Source organism: Micromonospora sp. NPDC000663, assembly GCF_042898105.1.
Classification (GTDB): Bacteria; Actinomycetota; Actinomycetes; order Mycobacteriales; family Micromonosporaceae; genus Micromonospora.
On sequence record NZ_JBIAYR010000014.1, the window covers coordinates 90,467 to 112,287 of the forward strand.

Below are 21,821 nucleotides of genomic sequence, written 5' to 3' on the forward strand. Positions count from 1 at the left end.
GCCCGCCACCGTGAGGACCATCGTCGCCACGCTCAACAGCAGGGGGGCAGTCGACCGACGGTGGCCGTCACAGGCCGGCGTGCATGGTCAGGCTCTGCCGCAGGTGCAGCTTCGGCCGGGACCCGACGACCGAGCCGACGACCTCGCCCCCGCGGAACACCAGAAGCGTCGGCAGGGACATGACGCCGTAGCGCCGCGTCGCCTGTGGGTTGTCGTCGGAGTTGAGCTTGGCGATGACCATCCGGTCGCCGAACTCCCCGGCCAGCTCGACGAGGCTCTTCTCGATCATCTTGCAGGGCGGGCACCACTCGGCCCAGAAGTCGACCACCACGGGCCGGTCGCTGGCCAGCACCAGCTCGGCGAACGTGTCGTCGGTGACGGTGATCAGGGACCCGACTGTCGTTTCCTGGGGCATGTTTCCTCCCGGTGCGCGATGGCGTGGCTGAGTTGGGTGTGCAACTGCTGACGGACCGCCGTGAGCCGATCGAGGTAGTCGTCGACCTCGGCGAGCTTGCGCCGCAGCACCTGCACCGAATCCGGACAGACGTCGCCGGACGTGTTGCCCGCTCGTAGGCAGGCGACGAACGGACGGACGTCATCGAGGCCGAAACCGACGTCGAGAAGTGCCCGGATCTCCCGGACGACCCGCAGCTCCGCCTCGTCGTACACGCGGTAGCCGTTGGCCGAGCGCCGCGGACACACCAGCCCGTGGGCCTCGTAGTAGCGCAGGGTCCGGCTGCTCGTGCCAGCCCGTTCCGCCAGCTCACCGATCAGCATCAGACCTCCTCGACCAGCCCGTCGCGACCAGGCTAAACCTTGTCGTCAGCGTCAAGGCAAGGTCGCGCCCGGGGTTCCCGGGCACGACTCGGGGCGCCGCTGGGCGGCGCCCTGAGCGTCGGCGCGAGGGTCTAACCGATGCGGAACTGCTCGCCGTAGACGGCGAACACCAGCGGCGTGTTCAGGGTGAAGTTGCCGTTGTTGAGGAACACCCGCTGGGCCGTGTCGACGCGGGAGGTGTCCGAGTGGGCCTCCTCCTTCTTCATCTCGATGACCCGCTCGTCGAGGAACGCGTTGAGCCAGGTCCGCTCGTCGCCACCCTGGGCCGGCGGCTTGGCCCGGGCCAGGGCACGGTTGCGGATCTGGCGCATGCCCTCGTACCCGTGCATGACTGCCGCGTCGTAGTAGGCGAACTGGCCGAGCGCCCGGACCTGGTCGTTCTTGCCGTCGCGTACCGACGGGTTGAAGTAGACCCGGTCCCGCTCGGCCTCCTGGGCGGCCTGGAACACCGGGTCGTTGGCCGCCGTCCGCCAGTCCCGGGGGAAGTTCGGGTCGAGGCCGGAGTGCGACGGCGTGCCGTTGACGGCGCGCAGCGCCGGCAGGTAGCCGGCCAGCACGTTGCCCGGCTTGGTGCGGGTGTACGCCTCGACGAGTTCGAGCATGTCGCCGGTGCCGGAGCAGAAGCCGATGACGCCGGCGGTGTAGCCGCGCCCGTCGCCGATGTCCTCGATGTAGGAGAACTGCGCCCGCCAGTCGAGCGAGGAGTTCTCCGCAGCCGAGACGAGCTGCATGGCGACGTCCTTCTTCGCGGGGTCGTCGAGGTTGGTGCCGGTCGGCGTGGTGGGCGGGGGAGTGGTGGGGGTGCCGCCGCCGGGCAGGGTCCACTGTTGGTTGGTGGTGCCGCCGCAGGTCCAGATCTACAGGCGGGCGCCGTTCGCGGTGCTGCGGTCGGTGACGTCGAGGCACTTTCCGGAGCCGGAGTTGACGAGCGCGCCGTTGCTGGCGGTCCACTTCTGCGCACCTGTGTTGTTGCAGTCGTACAGCTGCACCTTGGCGCCGTTCGCGGTCGATGCGGAGGTGACGTCGAGGCATTTGCCGAGTGCTCGGATCGAGGCGTCGGAGTTGCCGACGGTCCACGTCTGGGCCGCGCTGCCGTTGCAGTCGTAGAGCTGGACCGGAGTGCCGTTGGCCGGGTTGGCGGCCGCGACGTCGACGCACTTGCCGCCGAGGCCGGTGATCGGGCCGGCGGTCGCGGCGCTGGCCGACGGCAGGCCGTAGCCGAGCCCCGCGACCGCGATCAGCAGGGCGCCCACGGCGTAGGGGGCCGTTCTCTTGTGAACCATGGGTGTTCCTCGGGGAAGGGGCGGCGTGCCGCCGGCCGGTCGGTGGCCCGGCGCGGCGGTCCGGCCCCGGCGGGCTACCGCGAGCATCAGGAAACTGTATTAACAGACACCAGTGCGTCGATTTCTCGTCAATCGATGACCGCGAGGCGTGACGGGCCCTGTTCAGTCAGTTGACGACCCGGCGCGCGTCGTCCCCGCCCAGGTCAGGCGGGGCGACGCGCCTGTCACTGCTCCCGGTAGGTGGCCAGGTCGAAGTCGGCGTACACGCCGTCGCCGCCGAGGTCCTGCACCCAGAGGCCGAGGAACGCCCCGGTGAAGCCCCACGCCGCGGGCTCACCGTCGATGATCAACGCGGCGTGCTCGTCGGACAGGATCGTCGCGTCCAGGTCGACGGGCAACCGCTGCCAACCGGCACCGAGGTCGTAGTCGAAACGCACCACAGGCCCGTCGAACACCGCCCGCAGGCCGACCCGGGTGACGCCGCTCGCGTCGACGGTCAGTTCGGGGTACGGCGTGCGCCGCCCGTTGTCGGAGCTGAGCAGCTCCAGCACGGTGCGCCCGTCGTCCGCCCGGGTCAGGTAGAGGTGGTGCCAGTTGAGGGTGTTGTAGTAGGCGGTGACTCCGGCGAGCTGGCGGTGGTCGACCGGGTCGAACTCGACGACGGTCTCCAGCGAACATTGGGTGGCGCCGACGCGCCGCGCGACAAGACTGGGTGCCTGCCTGCCGACCGGCGACTGTCCACCATGGATGCGCAGGTGTGACGGGCGCGTCCGCAGGTCCACCCAGTCCGGGGTGGCCGGCCGGCGCAACGTCGACCAGCAGTGCCCCAGCTCGGCGTCGTCGAAGTGGTCGGTGGCCGGGTCCGCCGGCCACGGGTGGGTGGGCAGGTCGGGTGCGGCCACCTCGTCGGCGGGCACCCCGCCCGGCACCCGGGGCCAACCGCCGGCCGGCCAGTCGACCCGCTGGATCGCCGTCTCCCTGCCCAGCACGCAACTGCCCAGCGGGGAGTAGGGGCGGCCGACCAGGTGCGCCAGATACCACTCGCCGTCCTGCGTACGGACCAGGCTGCCGTGCCCCGCCTTCTGCAACCGCAGATCCGGCCGGCCCACCGAGGTGAGCAGTGGCCCGTCCGGATCCACCTCGTACGGCCCGAACAGGTCGCGCGAGCGCGCCACGGTCACCTGGTGCTCCCAGCTCGTGCCGCCCTCGGCGGTGATCAGCCAGTACCAGCCGTCGTGGCGGTACAGGTGCGGCCCCTCGGTCACCCCGACCGGAGTGCCGGTGAAGAGAATGCGTGGCCTCCCGACGAGGGTGCGGGTGGCCCTGTCGTACTGCTGGATCTCGATGCCGCCGAAGCGGTCCCGCCCGGGTCGCCAGTCCGCGCTCATGCTCAACAGCCAGGTGGTGCCGTCGTCGTCGTGGAACAGCGCGGCGTCGAAACCGCGGCCGTGCAGTTTCACCGGATCCGACCAGGGGCCGTCGATGTCCGGTGCGGTGACCAGGAAGTTCTGCGGGTCCCAGTAGCCACTGGCGAAGCTCGCCACGTCGCTGTAGACGAGGTGGAACTCGCCGTCGTGGTACGTCAGGTCGGGCGCCCACACCCCGTTGGAGTCGCCGCAGCCCCGCAGGTCGAGCAGGCGGCGGTCGGTGATGACACCGCCGAGGGGACGCCAGTTGACGAGGTCACGCGAGTGGTGGATCCGTACCCCCGGATACCACTCGAAGGTCGAGGTGGCCAGGTAGAAGTCGTCGCCGACGCGCAGGATCGACGGATCCGGGTGGAACCCGGCGAGGACGGGATTGCGGATCGACCGGGCAGCGGTCGCCACGTCAGCGGTGTCGGTCGACACGAAGGCTCCTCTAGGTGACTCTGAAAACTTCCGGAAACTTGCGGTCCAGGATGACTGGAAGTCCTGCCTACGCTAGCCGGTCTTCGCGCGATAGGACAGAGGGTCTTGACCGGTGGGGAAACTGCTCGTAGCGTCCCCGCCATCGATCGGTAATACCGGCGAAGCAATGAAAGTTCCGGAGATCCAGGTTCGAACCCTTGCCGGCTCGGCCGGCGTTCCGAGCAACCCGTGAGTCCCCGAAGGGATGGATCATGACAGCGCACCTTTCCCGCCGAACGCTGCTCGGCCTCGCCGGCGCCGGCGCCGGCGCCTACCTGCTCAGCGCGTGCAGTGATGGAGAGTCGGCCGACCCCAACGCTCCGCAGACCATCAACTGGTGGCACATCCAGAACACCGAACCGATGCTGCCGGTCTGGGCGGCGATGGCCAACGAGTACAAGACCGCGCACAGCAACGTCACGTTTACCATCCAGCCGCTGGAGAACGAGGCCTTCAAGGCCAAGCTCACCACCGCCACGCAGGCCGGCGACCCGCCGGACCTGTTCCAGTCCTGGGGCGGCGGCGTGCTCAAGCAGCAGGTGGACGCGGGCCTGGTCAAGGACCTCACCGACGACGTGAAGGACCTGGTCGCCGGGATCCTGCCCGCCGCCATGCAGCCGTACACCATCGACGGCAAGATCTACGGCATTCCGTTCGACATCGGCATGGTCGGGTTCTGGTACAACAAGGAGCTCTTCACCCGCGCCGGCATCACCGAGACCCCCACCACCTGGACCGGTGTGCTCGACGCGGTCCGCAAGCTCAAGGCCGCCGGCATCACCCCGGTCGCCCTGGCCGGCAAGGACAAGTGGCCGGCCCACTTCTACTGGTCCTACCTCGCGATGCGCATCGGCGGTGTCGACGCGTTGCAGAAGGCTGTCGACAGCAAGAACTTCGACACCCCCGACCTCGTCGCCGCCGGTGAGCGGCTCAAGGAACTCGTCGACCTGCAGCCCTTCCAGAAGGGCTTCCTCGGCGCGGAGTTCGGCTCGCCCGACGGTCAGGCCGCCACCATGGGCAACGGCAAGGCCGGCATGGAGCTGATGGGGCAGTGGGCGCCGGCGGTGCAGGCGTCCAGCTCCACCAGCAAGAAGGGCCTCGGCGACAAGCTCGGCTTCTTCCCGTTCCCCTCCGTGGACGGCGGCAAGGGCGCGGCGACCGAGGTCTTCGGCGGTGGCAACGGCTTCGCCGTCGGCAAGGACGCGCCGGCCGCCACCATCGACTTCCTGAAGTTCCTGCTCAGCGTCGAGAACCAGAAGCGCTCCGCGCAGACCGGCGCGGTGCTGCCCACGGTGAAGGACGCCACCTCCGCCATCAGCGACCCCAACAACAAGGCCGTCGCGGAGGCCCTGTCCAAGAACACCGGCTTCCAGCTCTACCTCGACCAGGCGTACGCGCCCGCGCTCGGGCAGCAGATCAACGACAGCGTCGCGGAGATCATCGCCGGCAAGAAGTCCCCGGCGGCGATCGTCAAGGACATCACGCAGGTGGCAAAGACCGCCTGATCGTGACCCGTCACCCGTCCGTAGCCGGCCGTAGAACCCGAGTGGAGCAGGAATGACCAGGCCATCGACCGTGTCCGACCTGAGGCGCGGCGACACGGCGACCGATCCGCCGGCACCGGGGCCGGGCACCGCGCGCAAGCGTGGCCGCCAGCCCCGGCCGGGCCGGGGCGGCGTCCTCGCCGTGTTCCTGGCGCCTGCCCTGGCGCTGTTCGTGCTGTTGGTCCTCGCCCCCATCGTGGTGGCCGCCTACGCCAGCTTCTTCAAATGGAACGGCTTCGGCCTGCCGGAGAACTTCATCGGGTGGGACAACTACACCCGTGCCTTCGGCGACCCGACGTTCCGCGGTGACCTGTGGCGTGGCCTGATTCTGGTGGTGCTGTCCCTGGTCGTGCAGCTGCCTGCTGCGCTGGCCCTGGCCATGCTCCTCAATCAGCCACTTCGCGGGCGGGCCGTCTATCGGCTGATCTTCTTCGCCCCGTACGTGCTCTCCGAGGTCACCACGGCCGTCCTGTTCACCCTGGTGTTCTCACCGAACCGAGGGCTGGGCGAGGGCGTCGCGCAGTGGCTGGGCGCCGACGCGGGCACCGTCTTCGCCGACCCGGACACCGTGCTCTACGCCGTCTTCCTGGTGGTGTCCTGGAAGTACTTCGGCCTCTACATGATGCTCTTCCTGGCGGCCCGGCAGGGCATCCCGAAGGAACTGCACGAGGCGGCGGTCACCGACGGTGCCACCGGCTGGCAGGCTTTCCGACACGTCACCCTGCCCCTGCTCGGCCCGACGATCCGCATCAGCATCTTCCTGTCGGTCATCGGCACCATCCAACTGTTCGACATGGTGTGGGTGCTCACCGGTGGTGGGCCGATCCACTCCTCGGAGACGCTGGCCGTCACGATGTATCAGTTCGGCTTCCGTCGCTTCGAGGTCGGTTACGCGAGCGCCATCAGCATCGTGATGTTCCTGCTGAGCCTCGTCTTCGCCCTGTTCTACCAACGCATCGTCCTGCGTCGTGACACGGCGGGCGCGATCACCACCCAGGGAGGCCAGCGATGACCGCCACGGCGAGTCGCGCCCAGCGGACCCGCAGCGTCGTGCTGCACCTCGTCTGCATCGCCGTCGGCGTGCTCATCGTCGTTCCGGTGTACTTCGGCGTGCTCGGCGGCTTCAAGGACAACGGCCAGTTGTCCACCAACCCGCTGGGCTGGCCCGACCCGTGGGTGCCGAACTACTTCGAGATCCTGGGCAACGGGGTGTTCTGGCGGCAACTCGGCAACAGCCTGCTCATCGCCGTGACCAGCACCTTCATCGTCGTCGGCGCGGCGGCGATGGCCGCCTTCGTCTTCGCTCGCTACGCCTTCCGGGGCCGCGAGTTCCTGGTCACCCTGTTCGCGATCGGTCTGATGTTCCCGTTCGCGGTGGCCATCCTGCCGCTGTTCGTCCTGCTGCGCGGCATGGGCCTGCTCGACAACCCGCTCGGCGTCATCCTGCCCCAGGCCGCCTTCGGGCTGCCGATCACCATCATCATCCTGCGGCAGTTCTTCCGTACCATCCCCGCCGAGGTCGAGGAGGCCGCCGTCCTCGACGGCTGCGGCTCCTTCGGCTTCTTCTGGCGGGTCCTGCTGCCGATGGCCCGCCCCGCGCTTGCCACCGTCTCGGTGCTGGCCATCGTGACCAGCTGGAACAACTTCATGCTCCCGCTTGTCGTCTTCAGTGACCAGAGCTGGTGGACCCTGCCCGTCGGGGTCCAGGCGTTCCAGGGCCAGTACGCCGACGACACCGCACGGGTGCTCGCCTACGTCGTGCTGTCCATGCTCCCGGCGCTGGGCTTCTACGCCGTGGCCGAACGGCAACTCATCGGCGGCCTGACCGGCAGCGTCAAGGGCTGAGAACGAAGGGCGGACCGTGGGCTCCGACAACGGCCGAAATGTCACCATCGCCATGATCGCGCGGCTGGCCGGTGTTTCGGTGCCCACGGTCTCCCGGGTCATCAACGGGCGCTCCGACGTCGCCCCCGACACCCGGGAACGCGTCGAGGCCCTGCTCAACCATCACGGCTACCGCCGGCGGTCACCGGCTCGGCGCGACGACGCCGCGCTCATCGACCTGGTCTTCAACGACCTCGACAGCCCGTGGGCCGTCGAGATCATTCGTGGCGTGGAGGACGTCGCCCGCAGCAGCGGCGTCGGTACGGTGGTCTCGGCCATCCACTGGCGCATCTCCTCGGCCAAGCAGTGGCTTGACAACATGCGTACCCGATCCACCGAGGGCGTCATCTTCGTGACCTCGATGGTCAACCCACCACTGCAGGCCGAGCTGCGCCGGCTGCACCTCCCGGTGGTCATCATCGATCCCGCCGGCGTCGATCCGCAGGAGTCACCGACCATCGGCGCCACCAACTGGGCGGGCAGCCTCAGCGCCAACCAGTACCTGATCGGGCTCGGCCACCGCCGCATCGGGTTCATCGCCGGGCCGCCGCACCTGACGTGCAGCAGGGCCCGACTCGACGGCTACCGGGCAGCCCTCGGCGCCGCCGGCATTGCCGTCGACGACGCCCTGATCCGACCCGGCAACTTCTACCACGAGGCCGGCTACACCGCCGGTACGCAGCTACTGGCACTGCCCGACCCGCCCACCGCCATCTTCGCCGCCAGCGACCAGATGGCACTGGGCGTCTACGAGGCGGTACGCAAACGTGGCCTGCGGGTGCCCGACGACATAAGCGTCGTCGGCTTCGACGACCTGCCCGAGGTCCGCTGGTGCTCGCCCCCGCTGACCACTGTCCGCCAGCCCCTGGCCGAGATGGGCATGATGGCCGCGCGGACCATCCTGCGGCTCGCCGGGGGAGAGAAGGTCGAGAGCCCCCGCGTCGAACTCGCCACCGAACTCGTCGAACGCGACAGCGCCGCGCCACCCCGGTCGTGACGCGCGTCAGCCGTCGCGCAGCGCGTCGTCGATTCGGCTGATCGGTCGATCAGCCGTCAGCGCCGGTCGAGGCGAGACAGCGGTGGTGTGGCCATTGGACTGTGTCGATTTTCATGGCCCTGAGGCGCAGAGCATGGCTCGGGGCGCACCCCTAAGAGCGATCAGAGGTGGCTGTGGAGTCGGGACTCCGGCGGGCCGTGTATCGGGTGCAGTGGTATGCGCCGACCGTCATTCCGGTCCTGCTCATCGGTCTGAGCATCGCCGCCGGTGGGGCCTGCTCTTCGGGGTCGGGCTCCACGCAGGTGCAGGGGGCGGAGCAGCCGGATACCCGCTGGCGGCGGATCTGGGAACAGGACGCCGTCACGGCTAGGTGCCGGAGGGCGAGCCGGCAGTGAACTTCACTACCCAGGGTCACTCGGGTCTGACGACTCGGCCGCGTAGGTCGCGTCCACCAACTCCTGAAGGTGGCGGATGACGTCGGCCTTCTGTTCGGTCTCGGGGAGTTGCGCTTCGCCGGCCTCGACCAAGCCCTCGCGCCACAGCCTGACGATTTCCCGCTGTACCGCGGCGGGCAGATCGTCGAGCCAGAGCGAACCAAGATTGTTGTCGACGATCTCCTGTAGGTGGTCGACGGCCTGCCTGTTCGAGAGACGGGAGATCAGAAACTCCAGCGTCCAGTCGAACAACCCGCCCGTCGCGGTCCAGTCGACGCCAGGTTTGAGCACGATGAGGCCAGCCATCATTTCCCCACGATGAACACTCGAGGACCGAGGCCTCGGTCCGTGATGAACTGTTCGAGCTGCGCTACCTGCGCCGGCGTGAACGTCGAAACGTCCACCGGCACCAGGTCCGCCTTTTCCAGGTGCCGCACGATCTGATACTGCAGTTGGGGCCATTGGCGATCAAAGAACTGTGCCGGCGAGGGCGTCGAGGCCGGCGCTGACCACACCGAGGGTGCCGTCGATCCAGCTGCCGGTCCGGATGCCCTGGGCGATGAGGTCGATGTCCTCGCAGATCCAGATGCCGGCCCAGGCGTGGGGACCTGTGTCGGCGGCAGTGCCGATGAGCGGATTGACCGTCACCGGTCAGCTCCGTGGGCGGCGCAGGCGTTGTTCGGCGCGGGCGTCGGATGCCCGGTAGCGGTCCGCGCTGACGCGGAGTCGGTCGGAGGTGTCGCGCGCGGACTCGGCTGCCGCGCCGATGCCGGCGACCAGGGTGCGCTGAAGACCGTCCAGGAGGACGGGCATGATCGCGCAGAACTGCCCGTACGCGTCGGCGCCCAACTGGACGTGCTGGCCAGCTCGACGGGCGGTGTCGACCCGGTCGGCGAGGCGGTCGGTGTGCCGGGCGTGTGCGGTGAGGTCGTCCGGATCGACGTGGACGCCGTCAGCGTCGGGCATCCGGCTCGTCCTCGCTCGGGTCCATCCGCCGCCGGTAGGAGTCGATGACGGCCTGCCCGGTCGGGTCGCCGGCGCCGAGGGTCTCGACTGTCGCGTCGTTGACCCGCTTGAGCAGGTCGGCGTGGGCGGCGCGGGTGGTGTCGGTGATCTGCCGGGCGGTGCGGGTGGCGGGCTGCTGGCGGATCCGTTCGTCGAGGCGCAGGTCGGTCAGCAGGCCGTTCGAGTCGACCGTCACCTCGACGGCGCCGTCGGCGCTGGTGGCGGTGCCGGTGATCGGCCGCAGTCGGGTGGAGAGGGCTCGCGCGCGGGCGGCCCGCTCGGCCAGGGACGTCTCCCATTCGTCGAGGCGGCGGTCCGCCGCGTCCAACGCGGCATCATCGGACCACACGTCGACCCCCCGGGCCATCGGCGACCATCACCGCGTAACCGCCGCCACGTTACCAACCGGTGGCGCTGCGTGGTGTCCCCGCGCGATGGGTTCACCGACACCCGCCGTAAAGTAGCGATGACTGTCTATGGACAGACGTATGCTGTTAGCGCTAACGTGGCGAACGGCGACCGCAGCGTGGGTGGGCGGGACGTGGCCGGCGCGAGACGGCCCGAGACCACCACCGGGTGAGCCCGCGCGCCGCGCCACGGACATCCCAGGGCACCGCACCAATCGGGTACGTCGTCCGCGACAACCCGCTGCGCCGGCCTGCCCAGCAGGCGACGCCGAGCGGTCGACACCGTTGCCTTCCGCGCCGCCGATCGTCGGTTCCGGCAAGTGCCGCCGGGCCGTGCTCGGCCGCCCCGCTGCCCGGAGTCCGGGCCCGAGCAGCGGGATCCGTGGCCCGGCTCGGAATTTTCCGAGCCGGGCCACGGCATCTCACGATCACAGATGAGTCGACATCGACTGCGAGCGATACATTCCGTTCGTCAAGCGGTGCCGACACGGCACCCCTTGAGGTCCCCGATCCGGCCGTGACATTCTTGGCCGTCGATCACAGGCCACGCGCGGGCCGACGCCGTCCACTGGGCAACCGGGATCCGACCACGGATCGCGGGGGACGGGCACCAGCGACAGGGCACCGGGGCCTGTCCATCCACGAGTCCGCCCGCCCTGCGCGGGGCGCCCTGCCGGCCGGGCGACTCACTGTCGTTCACCGCGAAGGAAATCCCGCCATGCGCATTACCCGAAGCCGGGCGACGGTGCTGGCGAGCCTGCTGCTCGCCGCGACCGCTCTCTCCGGCGTCACCCCGTCGACCGCCAGCGCGACACCCGAACCGGCCGCCGTCGCGGTCACCGTCAACGCCCGCGCGGGGCTGGCCACCGTGCCAGACACGGCGTTGGGCGTCAACCACGCCATCTGGGACCAGAACCTGGGCACCGCCGAGACGTCGGACCTGCTGCGCGACGCCGGCGTGCAGATGATGCGCTACCCCGGCGGCTCGTACGCCGACATCTACCACTGGAAGGACCACACCGCGCCCGGCGGGTACGTGGCACCGAACACCGACTTCGACACCTTCATGGCCGCGGCCCGGCGGGTCGGCGCGCAGCCGATGATCATCGCGAACTACGGCACCGGCACGCCCGCCGAGGCCGCCGACTGGGTGCGGTACGCCAACGTGACAAAGGGCTACGGCGCGCGCTACTGGACGGTCGGCAACGAGAACTACGGCAACGGCCACTACGGCTCGGCGTGGGAGGCGGACAACCACCCGGACAAGAGCGCCAGCCAGTACGCGCGGCTGGTCGTCGAGTACGCCGACGCCATGAAGGCGGTCGACCCGAGCATCAAGGTCGGCGCGGTGCTGACGGTGCCGGGCAACTGGCCGGACGGCATCACCGCCGGCAGCGACCCGGGCCCGTGGAACCAGACGGTGCTCTCCATCGCCGGTCCGAAGATCGACTTCGTGGACGTGCACTGGTACCCCGGTGGCACCGCCGCCGAATCGCTGTCCCGCGTCAACCACCTCCCGGACGCCACCTACCTGCTCCGGCAGCAGCTCAGCCGGTACGCGGGCGCGAACGCGGACCGTATCGGCATCAGCTTCACCGAGTTGAACGTCGACGCGGGCCGGACCACCCAGCCGGCTGCGCTGTTCCTGGCCGACGTCTACAGCGGGCTGCTGGAGAGCGGTGTCTTCACCGTCCAGTGGTGGAACGTGCACAACGGGCTGGGCACGGTGACGCAGGTCGCCGGCCAGACCGACTACGGCGACTTCGGGATGCTCTCCAGCGGCTCCTGCAACGAGGATGGCTCGGTCTGCGAACCGCCGCTGAACACGCCGTTCGCGCCGTACCACGGCCTCAGCATGATGAAGTTGTTCGCCAGGACGGGCGACCAGTTCGTGCGCGCGGGCACCGATGAGCCCCTGGTCACCGCCCACGCCGTCCGTCGGGGCAACGGCGACCTCGCCGTTCTGCTGGTGAACAAGGACCCGGACAACGACCACCCGGTGGCCATCGACTACGCGGGGTTCACCCCGTCGGCCGCCGCGCCGACGGTGTCCACGTTCACCAACGGCGCCACCGGCATCACCACCAGCCAGTCCGGGTCGGCGACCAGCCGTACACTGCCGGCGTACTCGTTGACCACGATCGTGCTGCGACCGGCCGGCACGTCCGCCGGGCGTCCCTCGGCCCCGGGCCAGCCCACCGCGAGCGGCGTCAACGACCGCGCCGCGACGATCACCTGGCCTGCTGCCACCCCGGGTGGCAGCCCCATCGCCAAGTACGAGGTGTACCGGCAGAACGGCGCGGTGAGCGAGCAGCTGGGCGAGACCAACGCGACCTCGTTCACCGTCGACAACCTGGTGCCGGGCAGCAGGTACACGGTCAACGTGCTGGCGCGGGACACCGGAGGTCGGGTGTCCTGGTCGTCTCCGCCGCTCACCTTCGCCACCGGAAGCCCGACGGCCGGCGCGTGCACCGTCCGCTTCACCACCACCAACGACTGGGGCAACGGCTACATCGGCGGCGTCGAGATCACCAACAACGGTACGAAGCCGGTCAGCGGGTGGACGCTCACCTGGACCTGGCCGACCGGTTGGCAGCAGGTGAGCAGCGGCTGGAGCGCCACCTGGGAACAGGTAGGCACCGCCGTGCGGGTCACCCCGACCGACGACAACCGGCAGATCGCGGTCGGCGGCAGCGTCAGCGCGGGTTTCGTCGGCGCGTACAGCGGGCCGAACGTGCTGCCCACGGCATTCCGGCTGAACGGCACCATGTGCGCGACCGGCTGACGCTTCTGTCGGATGGCCGCCCCGCCCGCTCGTATAACTCACCATTTAAGTGTGCAAATTCTGGCGGGGCCACAGGCAATTGGTGTGGGGCCCGGTGCGGCACTGGGTCCCCTTACCCGATAGTGAGAACCATGAGTTGGTGGCAACGGTCCCGACCTGGCTATGCGGTCGACGGTGTCGAGCCGCAGCGCGTCGACGGCTGGGACGTCTTCGACGGCGACGCGTTGGCCGGGTCACCCGCGGTGGCCGAGGCCGCCGCGCGCCTGCCGCAGGATCCGGCACTGGAGGACCTGCCGGGCTATCTGGCCGTCTCCACCAGGGACGGCCGGGAGTGGACGCTCAGCTTCGACGACGGCAAGCTGGGCGTCTTCGGCCTGTCCCGACCCGGCAGCGACCTCTTCGAGCAGGTGCTGACGGCCGCCCCGTGGACCGAGTCGGTCGAACGCGTCGACCGTGAGGTCTTCCTGTTCACCACGCCCGGGGTGCGGACGGCCGACGTGGTGCTGGCGCACTGCGTATACGTGTGTGGTGAGGTCTTCCGCCGGCTCGGCGCATAGTCCCCATCACCCGCGCGCACGACGGAGCGCCCGCCCCCACCATGGGGACGGGCGCTCTGTCGTGCCAGGTCCGTCAGGCGACCACGGACCGCAGCGGCACACCGGCAGCGCGCAGCGCGCGTACCAGATCCTTCGTGAACGGGTGTTCGTCCGCCTGGAGTCCCTGTGGGTTCGGGATCACGACGTACGCCGAACCGTCCTTCACGGACGCCCGGGCGTCGGTGGCGAAGCGTTCGACGACGGCCTGCGCGCGCGGCAGGTCCGCCGACGCCACCTTGACGGTGATCGGCCGCCAGCCGCCGCCCAGGTCCGCCGCGACCGGCGCGGCGGCGGCGCTGGCGCGCGCCGCGTCGGGGCCCGTCGTCCGTCGGGCGTTCGGCGCGCCCGTCGGGTAGAGCAGCGCGTTCGCCACCAGGTGCAGACCATTTTCGTTGTACGCCCGGAAGAGCGGATTGAACGCGAACAGCACCGCCCGACCCGCGCCGGTCGGCTCGTCGACCACCGCCGCCGTGCCCTTCAGTGTGTCCGCGCCGACGGTGTAGCCGTTGGCCCAGAACGTGTCGTCCGTCGGGTAGGTGAGCACGTTCGTCCCGGTGGTGCTCGGGTTGAGGATCGGGTCGCTGTTGTTGAACTCGAAGTCCTCCGCCGGGCGGCCCAGGGCGACCGGGTTGTCGGTGTCCACGTCGACCCGCAGGTGCGAGCCGATCACCAGGTAGTCGGCGGGTTTGGTCTTCTCGGTGGTGGACGTGAGGCCTGCGGCGCGGGCCAGCCGGGTGCCCTCGTTGCGCAGCCCGACGTACGTGTGGCCCTGGGCGATCCAGTCACGCAGGTTGGCCTGCCCGGCGGCGGTGAGACCGCCGGTCGGGCTGCTGCCGTCCGGGACCAGCAGCACCGTACGCCCGGTGAACGCCTCGGTGTTGTCGTTGATGTCGGCGGTGGTGACCGGCTTCAGGTCGAGGCCCCACCGCTTGCCGAGCACGTACCGGGCCTCGCCGTGCGAGCCGGAGGTGGTGGAGATGCCGGTGCCCTGGAACAGCCCGACATCCGGAAGGCTCAGCCGGGTGCCGGTGACCCGCCCCGCCGGGGTCAGGGTGACGCCGAGCGACTCGGCCAGGTCGTCGACAGTACGGCTCACCCTGGTCGCCGCGACTGCCACCGTGTTGGTCTCCAGGTCACGCGTGAGCGGCACGTCGCGGCCCAGCAGGGTGAACGTGAACTCCGCGGCGGCCGCCGAGTCCAGCTTGTACGTGTACGAGCCCCACGGCCACGCCAGCCCGCTGCGGCCGCCGGAGACCGTGCGGACCAGTTGGGCCTTCGGCCGGACGGCGTCTCCCGTGTAGAGGGCGTTGACGCCCATCAGCAGCGGGTTGCTCCAGGACGACACGTCGTAGAAGTACGGGAACGGGACGTACGGATCCTCGCCCATGATCGCCTGGATCCAGTGCTTCTGCGGCTGGTCCATCGGGATCCAGTACGCGCCCTTAGGCACCGTCACGTTCGTGGCGCTGCGCCCGCCGAAGATCCGCGCGGTGGGCACCCGGGTGGCCTTCTGCACCTCGTACACCTCGACGTCCATCCGGCGGAGCCGCTCGACGAGCTGGCGGACGTCGGCGAGTTGCCGGTCGGGAAGCAGGAAGTACGAGCGGATGGTGACGTCCGGCACCGGGAACTGGACCTCGTTGGTGGGCTGCACCACCTCGTTCGGCTCCAGGGCGCCCGCCCTGCCCTGGGCCAGCGCGTCGGTCCAGATGTCGAAGTAGTCGCTGAGCACCTCGCGCTTGTTCGCGGCGGCCCACCCCAGCGTCGACCACTGGGTGTGGAACTGCTGCTGCACCCGGTCCGCGACAGCCGACGCGCTGCCCTTCTCGTACGTCATGCCTGCCGCGCCGAAGCCGGTCGTCGGCACGGTGTCGCCGTAGCCCATGAAGAACATGTCGTACGTGTCGTAGTTGAAGTAGCACTCGGTCGTGACGGTGTCGTCGCAGGCGCCGTTGTAGCCGAAGCCGGCCTTGTTGGCCTCGCCGATCCGGTTGATCCAGTCCACCGCCTCGCCGGCGATCTCGTGGTGGATCGGGTCGGCGTTGGGCGGGAAGAAGTACTGCCGGCCACCCATCTCGTGGGCGTCGATGAACACCTGCGGCGGGTAGCGGCGCAGCAGTTCGAGCTTGCCGTCGGTCTCCTGCTGCGTACGGGCGAACCAGTCCCGGTTCATGTCGAAGCCGAACTCGTTCTGCCGTCGCGTCGCGTCGCGGCCGTCCGGGTTCTGCGTCGGCACGATGATGGTGACCAGGTTGTCGTTGCGCCGCGCGACCTCGCAGGACAGGCCGGCGGCCAACTCGTACAGCGTCTTGAGGGCGGCGTCGGTGCCGCTCTTCTCGCCGCCGTGCACGTTCGCGGTGACCCAGACGATGGCCGGGCTGTCCTTCGCCGTCCGGGCGGCGGTGCGCGCGCTGGTCCGGCGCGGATCACGCAGGTCCCGTACGTCGTCGGCGATCTCGCGCAGCGCGGCCGGCCGGACGTTGCGCTCGGTGGACACCACCGCGTACGGCAGTGGCTGCCCGAGCACGCTCGTGGCCATCACGCCTGTGACGACGCGGTCCGAGGCGCTGTCGACGGCCCCGAGGTAGGTGCGGACCTCGTCGTTGGTGACGACCCGCTCCTGGCCCAGCCCGAGCGGGAAGCCGAGCACCGACTCCGGGGTGGGTACGCCGCTCAGCCGGGCGGTCGGGTCGGTGCTGCACCTCGATGGTGGGGCGGCGCTGGCGGCCGACGGGCCGCCGAGCAGGGGCGTCATGCCGAGCAGGAGCGCGACGGTGGCGGCGCTCGCCAGCCGCTTCGGGGGGAGGGTCCAGAACGGACGCGACGATGGGGCCATGTCTCGGGTTCCCTTCTTGGGGGAAAGCCTCGCAGTGGCCGGAGCCTATGGACGGGCGGACGGGGTGGTCAAGCCTCTGATCGACTTCGGTGACTGCGTGGGATGCCGGCGCCGGGGTCGGCTGGCAGGATGGTGGCGTGACCCGCTGTCGTCGGGAAGGAGCGCACCGTGCCGGAGGCGATCACGCTCACGGTCAGTCCGGATCTTCCGTCCGCCGACGCGCAGCGTTCGCTGGCGTCCTGGCTGCGCGCCGACGACCGGCTGCGGGACGGGGTGACACCGACCCCGCCGGAGGGGACGGCCGAGAGCGGCACGGACGTGCTGCGGGTGGCGGTCGACGACGCGGGTGCCGCCATGATCCTGGTCCAGGCGGTGGCCGGTTGGCTCACCCATCGCCGCGACGACGTGACTGTGACACTCGGTCGGGCCGACGGTTGGTCCGCCGAGATGGACGTGCGTCAGGCCCGTGACATGGGCCAGGTGACCGCGCTCATCGCCGAAGCGGTGCGCGCGGTCACCCCCCGGGTAGCGGCTACCAGGTCGTCAGACCGAGGCCTATCGTCTTGGTGAGCGTGGCGTTGTCGTCGTCGCCGTCGAGCGACCAGATCATCGCGCCACCCAGGCCGGTGCGGCGGATGTAGAGCATCTTCTGCAGGACGACACCCGGATCGTCGTACGTCCAGAACGTCGTACCGTCGAAGAGCCAGGCGTGCCCGGCGCGCAGGTCGCGGTGAACGGTGTAGCCGTTGCCGGCCAGGGTCTTGAGCTTCTTGTAGTCCTCGTACCCGGCCTCGAAGGTGGCCGGCGCGGGCGCGGCGGCCGGCCCGAAGAGGCCGTTGCCGCCGCCGGTGACGCCGGTCCAGCCGCGACCGTAGTAGGGGATGCCCAGGACGAGCTTGTCGCGCGGCGCCCCACGGGCGATCCAGCCGTCGACGGCCACCTCGACGGAGAAGTCCGGGTTGTCCGGCGAGCCGGCCGGAACCCGCAGCGCGGACTGCTGGTTGGCCACCGCCTCCCAGCCGCCGTGGAAGTCGTACCCCTGCACTGTCGCGAAGTCCAGGTACTTGAAGATCTTGCGGCCCTCGTAGCCGGCGTCCATCGTGGCCGGGTTCGCCGGCAGGAAAGCGGTGAGCGGGTGGTGCGAGCGGGTCGTGCGCCCGTACGCGTCGAGCTGCCTGCGGAACTCGGCGAGCAGCTTGGTGAAGTTCTCCCGGTCCTGCGGGCGGATGACGTTGCCCGGCTCACCGTCCCAGTTCGGCCACTCCCAGTCCAGGTCGATCCCGTCGAAGACGCCCGCGCCGGCGCCCGGGGCGCCCGGGAGATTGCCCTTGAGGTAGAGGTCGATGCAGGACGCGACGAACGCCTTGCGGGAGGCGTCGGTGAGTGCGGCGTTGGAGAAGTACGTCGACCAGCTCCACCCGCCCAGCGAGATCAGCACCTTCAGGTCGGGGTGCTTGGCCTTGAGCTTGGCGAGCTGGCCGAAGTTGCCGTTGAGCGCCTGGCCCGGAGCGTCGGCGACGCCGTCGACGCTCTCCTCGGCCGGTACGGGACGCTGGTAGTCGGCCCACGCGTCGCCCTCGCCCGGCCCACCGTCCAGGTAGCAGCGTCCGTCCTCGCTGACATTGCCGAAGGCGTAGTTGAGGTGGGTCAGGCGGCTCGCCGCCCCGGAGGTTTCGAGCTTCTTGACCGGGAAGGCGCGGCCGTAGATGCCCCACTGGGTGAAGTAACCGACCCGGTGGTAGCCGGCCCGATCGGGCTTGGCGCCCGCGCTCGCCGCAGCGGGCGGAGCAGCGGTGATCAGTAGGGTCGCCAGGGCGACGACGGCGGTGAGGCGGCGGTGGCGGAGTTGTCGCATCGGCACACTCCCAGAAGAATCAATCAGATTAGTAAAGTTACTTACCTGATTGATGAAGCTAAGCCGACCACACTCGACGGTCAAGAGCCGTCCGGCCACCGGGGAGAGCGACGCCCTGACGCCAGCGGCCAGGGCGTCGGGTCGGCGCGCTCAGCCGACCTGGCTGTTGTCCTTCAGCGACCCCCAGCCGTGCCACCTGTCGATCTCGATGAGGGCGCTGACCCGGGCCCGCTCCCGCCGGGGGTACGCGTTGCCCGTGTAGTGCCGCGACAACCTGTCGATGTCGGCGAGGTCCTCGTCGGCGCGCAGCTCCGCGACGTGCCCGATGATGCTGACGTGGGTGTACCAGCCGGCCTCGTCCAGCACGGTCAGGGACACCCGTGGATCGTTGCGGACGTGCTCCAGCCGACGGCGGCTCTCGTCCATGTTCACCAGGATCCGGCCGTCCTCCCACAGGTACCAGGTGGCGGCCGACACCGGCTGACCACCGTTGCGAAGCGTGGTCATGACTGCCGGATTCGGCTTGCGCAACATCTCGACCGCGGCCTCGGGAAGCGGTGGCTTGGACATACGTTCCTCCTCGCGTCAACGGTTACCCCTGCACGTTACGCACCCGGGGGCTCTGGTGCGCTCGGATGGGTCGGGCGGGAGCCGTCACCCCCGCTCACCAGGGGCGGGGCAGCGCCGAGCCGCTCCCGCACGCGAGATTCGACGCCCCGTAGCCGCTCGAACATCGGTGGCCTCCGGTCGACACCGTGATCGTCGTAGACGTCGTTGAGGACCCGCTCCGAGCGGCCGACCACGAAAACCACGGAGGTGAACAGGACGACGAGCGCGCCGATCGTGGAGAGGACAGGTCCGACCAGGTAGGCGATCACCGCGGCCAGGGCCGCCGTCGCCACGCAGGTCACCGCCAGGGTGACGAGAAGCCCTCGGATCCTCGTGTACGCCTGCCTGCTCCGGGGGAACATCTCCGGCTCGAGCCGGGTGACCGTGTTGAGGAAGGCCACCGCGCCGAGCAGCGCGAAGACAGCTGTGGCGATCCACCACGCCCGCGGGTTGCCCAGCAGCAGCGGTGGGACGATCTCTCCGACGCCGAGCACGACGGGGATGGCGGTGTCGCGGAACGTGGGAGTCCACCGCATGATGGTGGAGAACCACAGATACTCGTACGAGACGATCACCAGGCAGGCAAGTGTCAACGACGACTGCGCGAGCGTGGGCACCAACGGCAGCGGGCTGTCCTCGCGGGTCAGCGTCCGGACGGTCTCCACGATGAGCACGCTCAGTGCCACACCCTGGATGATGCTGATGTTCATCAGATAGCCCTGCGGGAAGATCTCGATGGACCGGTCCCGCAGGATCCCCGGGTGAAGCGGCTGCAACGGCCGTCGTCCACCGCCCTCCGACGGCGTGACGGTCGGGGGCACCTCGTCGGGGACGGCCGCGGCATCGACGGCCGCCGTCGTACGGGGTGATCCGCCCTCGCTGAAGTAGCGGCTTGCGGAGGACGCCGTCAACAGGGCGAAGGCCGCCACGAGCACAAGCGCCGTGACCGGGACCCCGGCCGGCACCGAGGTGTTCGTCTCGGTGAACCTGATCAGCGCGGACGAGCCCAGCAGTGACGCGAAGGACAGTTGCGTGGCGAGACGCGCGACCCTCGTGACCGTGTCGAAGCGACCGGACGGTGCCCTGCGGAAGAACAGCCGCAGCAGGCATGCCGCCAGCAGGGTCGCGACGAGGGCGGCGATCGCCACCCAGTCGGGCCAGCCGTAGAAAGCCTTGTCGCCCTGCCGTTGTTCGAGATGGTCCCGCAGGCCGCTCCACATCAGCAGGACGAGCACCGTGGGAAGATACGAAACGATGATGGTACGCATAAACCTGATCGCGGCGATGCTCAGCGAACGGCTCAGCGGCGCGTCCTCCTGAAGATCGCAGAGCAGAATGTAGATCGCGCATATCAGCATCGCTCCGGCAATGCTGAACCCCATTCCGGCCACTGTCTGCAAACTCGCCACCCGCGCCGAGCCGACCGGCTCACCGGTCACCAGGGCGTAGTCGAGACTGGCCGCCACCAGCCCGATGAAGGCGCTCACCAGTGGGCCCAGGCTGCGAACGACAGTCGTCGTCGCGTTACGAGCCGTCAGCTGGGTGGTGACCAGGCCGACCACGCCTGCGAAACCGAAACCGGCGAGTACGGCCGCGAGCTGCGAGTAGTAACCGGCAATAGCCGGAAGGTCAGGCACGTCCGTCGGCGACGGAGACGGCGTCATCGAACGACCTCGGCCGTCGCGCCGACGTTGATGAGGGGTGGGGTACCGAGCACAGTTTCCTCCCGATGGGAGCGCGGCTGCACATGTCCGGGCAGCGTGTCATTTCTGGCCCGGCGACTCCCATCGGCTGAAGGTTCCGTCACATTCGATGATTCAGCAGGCCTGTCCGGATCACGCGGAGCGCTTCCGACGCGACATGCCTACTGCTAATCTGCGCCGCCTCCACTGACGGCTCGGGCGGCCGGCGCCGGCTGCGTACCCGCCCGTGCGGGGTGGCGTCCCGCCGGAGAGGATGGGGTCATGACCGATCCCGCACTTCCCGGACGTGTAGTCGTCACCGGCGCCACCGGCAAACTCGGCCGCGCCGTCGTCGCGCACCTGCGCGGCGTGGGCGTGGACGTCCTCGCCGTCGACCGTGCCGGCGGACGTGACCCGCGCGACGTGGACGGCGAGTTCCTGCTCGTCGACCTGACCGACTACGGGCAGGTGGTGGAGGCGTTCACCGGAGGGGCGGACGAGCACGCCGGTGGGATCGACGCGGTAGTGCACCTGGCGGCCGTACCGGCGCCCGGGTTGATGTCGAACGCGACCACGTTCGCGAACAACTCGGCAGCGACGTACAACGTCTTCGCCGCGGCCCGGGCGGCCGGGATCCGGCGGGTGGTGTGGGCGTCGAGTGAGACGGTGCTCGGGTTGCCGTTCGACACCCCGCCGCCGTACGCCCCGGTCGACGAGGAGTACGCGCCGCGCCCCGAGTCGACGTACTCGTTGAACAAGGCCCTTGAGGAGGAGATGGCGCGGCACTTCTGCCGCTGGGACCCGGAGCTGGTCATGGTGGGTCTGCGCTTCTCCAACGTGATGGACGTCGAGGACTACGCGCCGTTCCCGTCGTTCGACGCCGACCCGGCGCTGCGTCGGTGGAACCTGTGGGGTTACATCGACGCCCGCGACGGGGCGCAGGCGGTCGAGCGGGCCCTCGCCCACGACCAGCCGGGCGCTGACGTCTTCATCATCGCCAACGCGGACACCGTCATGACCCGCTCCAGCGCCAGCCTGATGGCAGAGGTCTACCCAGGCGTCGAGATCCGCAAGGAACTCGGCGAACACGAGACGCTGCTCAGCATCGACAAGGCACGCCGGGTGCTGGGATACGAGCCGCAGCACTCCTGGCGGAACCACGTGGGTCAGGCGTAGTC

Annotated in this window: 22 protein-coding genes; 8 read left to right on the forward strand and 14 right to left on the reverse strand. The window is 69.6% G+C overall.

Annotation, left to right across the window (positions count from 1 at the left end; all coding sequences use genetic code 11):
- Positions 1-67: 67 nt before the first annotated feature.
- The 5 genes from trxA to ACFY1S_RS28000 all read right to left on the reverse strand — a co-directional run bounded on the left by trxA (position 68) and on the right by ACFY1S_RS28000 (position 3,970).
- A complete protein-coding gene (gene trxA / locus ACFY1S_RS27980) occupies positions 68-415 on the reverse strand; it encodes a thioredoxin (RefSeq protein WP_139586651.1) in 348 nt (115 codons plus the stop codon).
- Complete coding sequence (locus ACFY1S_RS27985) at positions 385-777, reverse strand: MerR family transcriptional regulator (RefSeq protein WP_387123742.1); 393 nt, start codon at positions 775-777, stop codon at positions 385-387. Before ACFY1S_RS27985 ends, trxA begins: the two co-directional genes overlap by 31 nt.
- 131 nt (positions 778-908) lie before the next feature.
- A complete protein-coding gene (locus tag ACFY1S_RS27990) occupies positions 909-1,568 on the reverse strand; it encodes a chitosanase (RefSeq protein ID WP_387123744.1) in 660 nt (219 codons plus the stop codon).
- Between the two features lie 126 nt (positions 1,569-1,694).
- Positions 1,695-2,120: a ricin-type beta-trefoil lectin domain protein gene (locus tag ACFY1S_RS27995; protein WP_387123746.1), complete on the reverse strand. Its 426-nt coding sequence runs from the start codon at positions 2,118-2,120 to the stop codon at positions 1,695-1,697.
- A gap of 224 nt (positions 2,121-2,344) precedes the next feature.
- Positions 2,345-3,970: a glycoside hydrolase family 43 protein gene (locus ACFY1S_RS28000; protein ID WP_387123748.1), complete on the reverse strand. Its 1,626-nt coding sequence runs from the start codon at positions 3,968-3,970 to the stop codon at positions 2,345-2,347.
- 251 nt (positions 3,971-4,221) lie between these two features.
- Here ACFY1S_RS28000 and ACFY1S_RS28005 point away from each other — a divergent pair, with 251 nt between their 5' ends.
- The 4 genes from ACFY1S_RS28005 to ACFY1S_RS28020 are packed head-to-tail and all read left to right on the forward strand — an operon-like array spanning position 4,222 to position 8,434.
- Positions 4,222-5,514, forward strand: a complete 1,293-nt coding sequence (locus ACFY1S_RS28005; protein ID WP_387123750.1) for an extracellular solute-binding protein — start codon at positions 4,222-4,224, stop codon at positions 5,512-5,514.
- A gap of 52 nt (positions 5,515-5,566) precedes the next feature.
- Positions 5,567-6,565, forward strand: coding sequence for a sugar ABC transporter permease (locus ACFY1S_RS28010; RefSeq protein ID WP_364363608.1), 999 nt, complete (start codon positions 5,567-5,569; stop codon positions 6,563-6,565).
- On the forward strand, positions 6,562-7,398 hold the full coding sequence (locus tag ACFY1S_RS28015; protein WP_364363611.1) for a carbohydrate ABC transporter permease: 837 nt from the start codon (positions 6,562-6,564) through the stop codon (positions 7,396-7,398). The genes ACFY1S_RS28010 and ACFY1S_RS28015 overlap by 4 nt, the downstream gene beginning before the upstream one ends.
- 52 nt (positions 7,399-7,450) lie before the next feature.
- Entirely contained in the window at positions 7,451-8,434 is a 984-nt protein-coding gene (locus ACFY1S_RS28020; protein WP_387123790.1) for a LacI family DNA-binding transcriptional regulator, read from the forward strand.
- A gap of 401 nt (positions 8,435-8,835) precedes the next feature.
- Here ACFY1S_RS28020 and ACFY1S_RS28025 read toward each other — a convergent pair whose 3' ends face one another.
- The 5 genes from ACFY1S_RS28025 to ACFY1S_RS28045 are packed head-to-tail and all read right to left on the reverse strand — an operon-like array spanning position 8,836 to position 10,222.
- The gene (locus ACFY1S_RS28025; protein WP_387123752.1) at positions 8,836-9,177 is read right to left on the reverse strand and encodes a hypothetical protein; all 342 of its coding nucleotides are present in this window, start codon (positions 9,175-9,177) and stop codon (positions 8,836-8,838) included.
- Complete coding sequence (locus ACFY1S_RS28030; RefSeq protein WP_387123754.1) at positions 9,174-9,305, reverse strand: hypothetical protein; 132 nt, start codon at positions 9,303-9,305, stop codon at positions 9,174-9,176. Before ACFY1S_RS28030 ends, ACFY1S_RS28025 begins: the two co-directional genes overlap by 4 nt.
- A gap of 31 nt (positions 9,306-9,336) precedes the next feature.
- A complete protein-coding gene (locus ACFY1S_RS28035) occupies positions 9,337-9,516 on the reverse strand; it encodes a hypothetical protein (protein WP_387123756.1) in 180 nt (59 codons plus the stop codon).
- Positions 9,517-9,519: 3 nt separating this feature from the next.
- Positions 9,520-9,834 (reverse strand): type VII secretion target, encoded by a 315-nt coding sequence (locus ACFY1S_RS28040; RefSeq protein WP_387123758.1) that lies wholly within the window; start codon positions 9,832-9,834, stop codon positions 9,520-9,522.
- On the reverse strand, positions 9,821-10,222 hold the full coding sequence (locus ACFY1S_RS28045) for a YbaB/EbfC family nucleoid-associated protein (RefSeq protein ID WP_387123761.1): 402 nt from the start codon (positions 10,220-10,222) through the stop codon (positions 9,821-9,823). Before ACFY1S_RS28045 ends, ACFY1S_RS28040 begins: the two co-directional genes overlap by 14 nt.
- A 776-nt stretch (positions 10,223-10,998) precedes the next feature.
- On the opposite strand from ACFY1S_RS28045, the gene ACFY1S_RS28050 reads away from it, so the two are divergent.
- Positions 10,999-13,065, forward strand: a complete 2,067-nt coding sequence (locus ACFY1S_RS28050) for a cellulose binding domain-containing protein (RefSeq protein WP_387123763.1) — start codon at positions 10,999-11,001, stop codon at positions 13,063-13,065.
- Positions 13,066-13,196: 131 nt separating this feature from the next.
- The gene (locus ACFY1S_RS28055) at positions 13,197-13,622 is read left to right on the forward strand and encodes a hypothetical protein (protein ID WP_387123765.1); all 426 of its coding nucleotides are present in this window, start codon (positions 13,197-13,199) and stop codon (positions 13,620-13,622) included.
- 73 nt (positions 13,623-13,695) lie between these two features.
- Here ACFY1S_RS28055 and ACFY1S_RS28060 read toward each other — a convergent pair whose 3' ends face one another.
- Entirely contained in the window at positions 13,696-16,497 is a 2,802-nt protein-coding gene (locus tag ACFY1S_RS28060) for a M14 family zinc carboxypeptidase (protein WP_387123767.1), read from the reverse strand.
- Between the two features lie 168 nt (positions 16,498-16,665).
- Between ACFY1S_RS28060 and ACFY1S_RS28065 the strand changes: the two genes are divergently transcribed.
- Complete coding sequence (locus ACFY1S_RS28065) at positions 16,666-17,067, forward strand: hypothetical protein (RefSeq protein ID WP_387123769.1); 402 nt, start codon at positions 16,666-16,668, stop codon at positions 17,065-17,067.
- Here ACFY1S_RS28065 and ACFY1S_RS28070 read toward each other — a convergent pair.
- The 3 genes from ACFY1S_RS28070 to ACFY1S_RS28080 form a co-directional block, all read right to left on the reverse strand.
- A complete protein-coding gene (locus ACFY1S_RS28070; RefSeq protein WP_387123771.1) occupies positions 17,030-18,352 on the reverse strand; it encodes a glycoside hydrolase family 18 protein in 1,323 nt (440 codons plus the stop codon). The two genes, ACFY1S_RS28065 and ACFY1S_RS28070, sit on opposite strands and share 38 nt — an antisense overlap.
- Positions 18,353-18,502: 150 nt before the next feature.
- Positions 18,503-18,922 (reverse strand): PPOX class F420-dependent oxidoreductase, encoded by a 420-nt coding sequence (locus ACFY1S_RS28075; RefSeq protein ID WP_354828129.1) that lies wholly within the window; start codon positions 18,920-18,922, stop codon positions 18,503-18,505.
- A gap of 35 nt (positions 18,923-18,957) precedes the next feature.
- A complete protein-coding gene (locus ACFY1S_RS28080; protein WP_387123773.1) occupies positions 18,958-20,625 on the reverse strand; it encodes a hypothetical protein in 1,668 nt (555 codons plus the stop codon).
- Positions 20,626-20,925: 300 nt separating this feature from the next.
- Here ACFY1S_RS28080 and ACFY1S_RS28085 point away from each other — a divergent pair, with 300 nt between their 5' ends.
- On the forward strand, positions 20,926-21,819 hold the full coding sequence (locus ACFY1S_RS28085; RefSeq protein ID WP_387123775.1) for an NAD-dependent epimerase/dehydratase family protein: 894 nt from the start codon (positions 20,926-20,928) through the stop codon (positions 21,817-21,819).
- Positions 21,820-21,821: the final 2 nt, after the last annotated feature.

Coding starts and splice junctions, on each gene's coding strand:
- ACFY1S_RS28005 (WP_387123750.1), top strand. CDS start 4,222: ATGACAGCGCACCTTTCCCGCCGAACGCTGCTCGGCCTCGCCGGCGCC.
- ACFY1S_RS28055 (WP_387123765.1), top strand. CDS start 13,197: ATGAGTTGGTGGCAACGGTCCCGACCTGGCTATGCGGTCGACGGTGTC.
- ACFY1S_RS28060 (WP_387123767.1), bottom strand. CDS start 16,497: ATGGCCCCATCGTCGCGTCCGTTCTGGACCCTCCCCCCGAAGCGGCTG.
- ACFY1S_RS28015 (WP_364363611.1), top strand. CDS start 6,562: ATGACCGCCACGGCGAGTCGCGCCCAGCGGACCCGCAGCGTCGTGCTG.
- trxA (WP_139586651.1), bottom strand. CDS start 415: ATGCCCCAGGAAACGACAGTCGGGTCCCTGATCACCGTCACCGACGAC.
- ACFY1S_RS27990 (WP_387123744.1), bottom strand. CDS start 1,568: ATGCAGCTCGTCTCGGCTGCGGAGAACTCCTCGCTCGACTGGCGGGCG.
- ACFY1S_RS28050 (WP_387123763.1), top strand. CDS start 10,999: ATGCGCATTACCCGAAGCCGGGCGACGGTGCTGGCGAGCCTGCTGCTC.
- ACFY1S_RS27985 (WP_387123742.1), bottom strand. CDS start 777: ATGCTGATCGGTGAGCTGGCGGAACGGGCTGGCACGAGCAGCCGGACC.
- ACFY1S_RS28070 (WP_387123771.1), bottom strand. CDS start 18,352: ATGCGACAACTCCGCCACCGCCGCCTCACCGCCGTCGTCGCCCTGGCG.
- ACFY1S_RS28010 (WP_364363608.1), top strand. CDS start 5,567: ATGACCAGGCCATCGACCGTGTCCGACCTGAGGCGCGGCGACACGGCG.
- ACFY1S_RS27995 (WP_387123746.1), bottom strand. CDS start 2,120: ATGGTTCACAAGAGAACGGCCCCCTACGCCGTGGGCGCCCTGCTGATC.
- ACFY1S_RS28085 (WP_387123775.1), top strand. CDS start 20,926: ATGACCGATCCCGCACTTCCCGGACGTGTAGTCGTCACCGGCGCCACC.
- ACFY1S_RS28025 (WP_387123752.1), bottom strand. CDS start 9,177: ATGATGGCTGGCCTCATCGTGCTCAAACCTGGCGTCGACTGGACCGCG.
- ACFY1S_RS28080 (WP_387123773.1), bottom strand. CDS start 20,625: ATGACGCCGTCTCCGTCGCCGACGGACGTGCCTGACCTTCCGGCTATT.
- ACFY1S_RS28020 (WP_387123790.1), top strand. CDS start 7,451: ATGATCGCGCGGCTGGCCGGTGTTTCGGTGCCCACGGTCTCCCGGGTC.
- ACFY1S_RS28040 (WP_387123758.1), bottom strand. CDS start 9,834: ATGCCCGACGCTGACGGCGTCCACGTCGATCCGGACGACCTCACCGCA.
- ACFY1S_RS28075 (WP_354828129.1), bottom strand. CDS start 18,922: ATGTCCAAGCCACCGCTTCCCGAGGCCGCGGTCGAGATGTTGCGCAAG.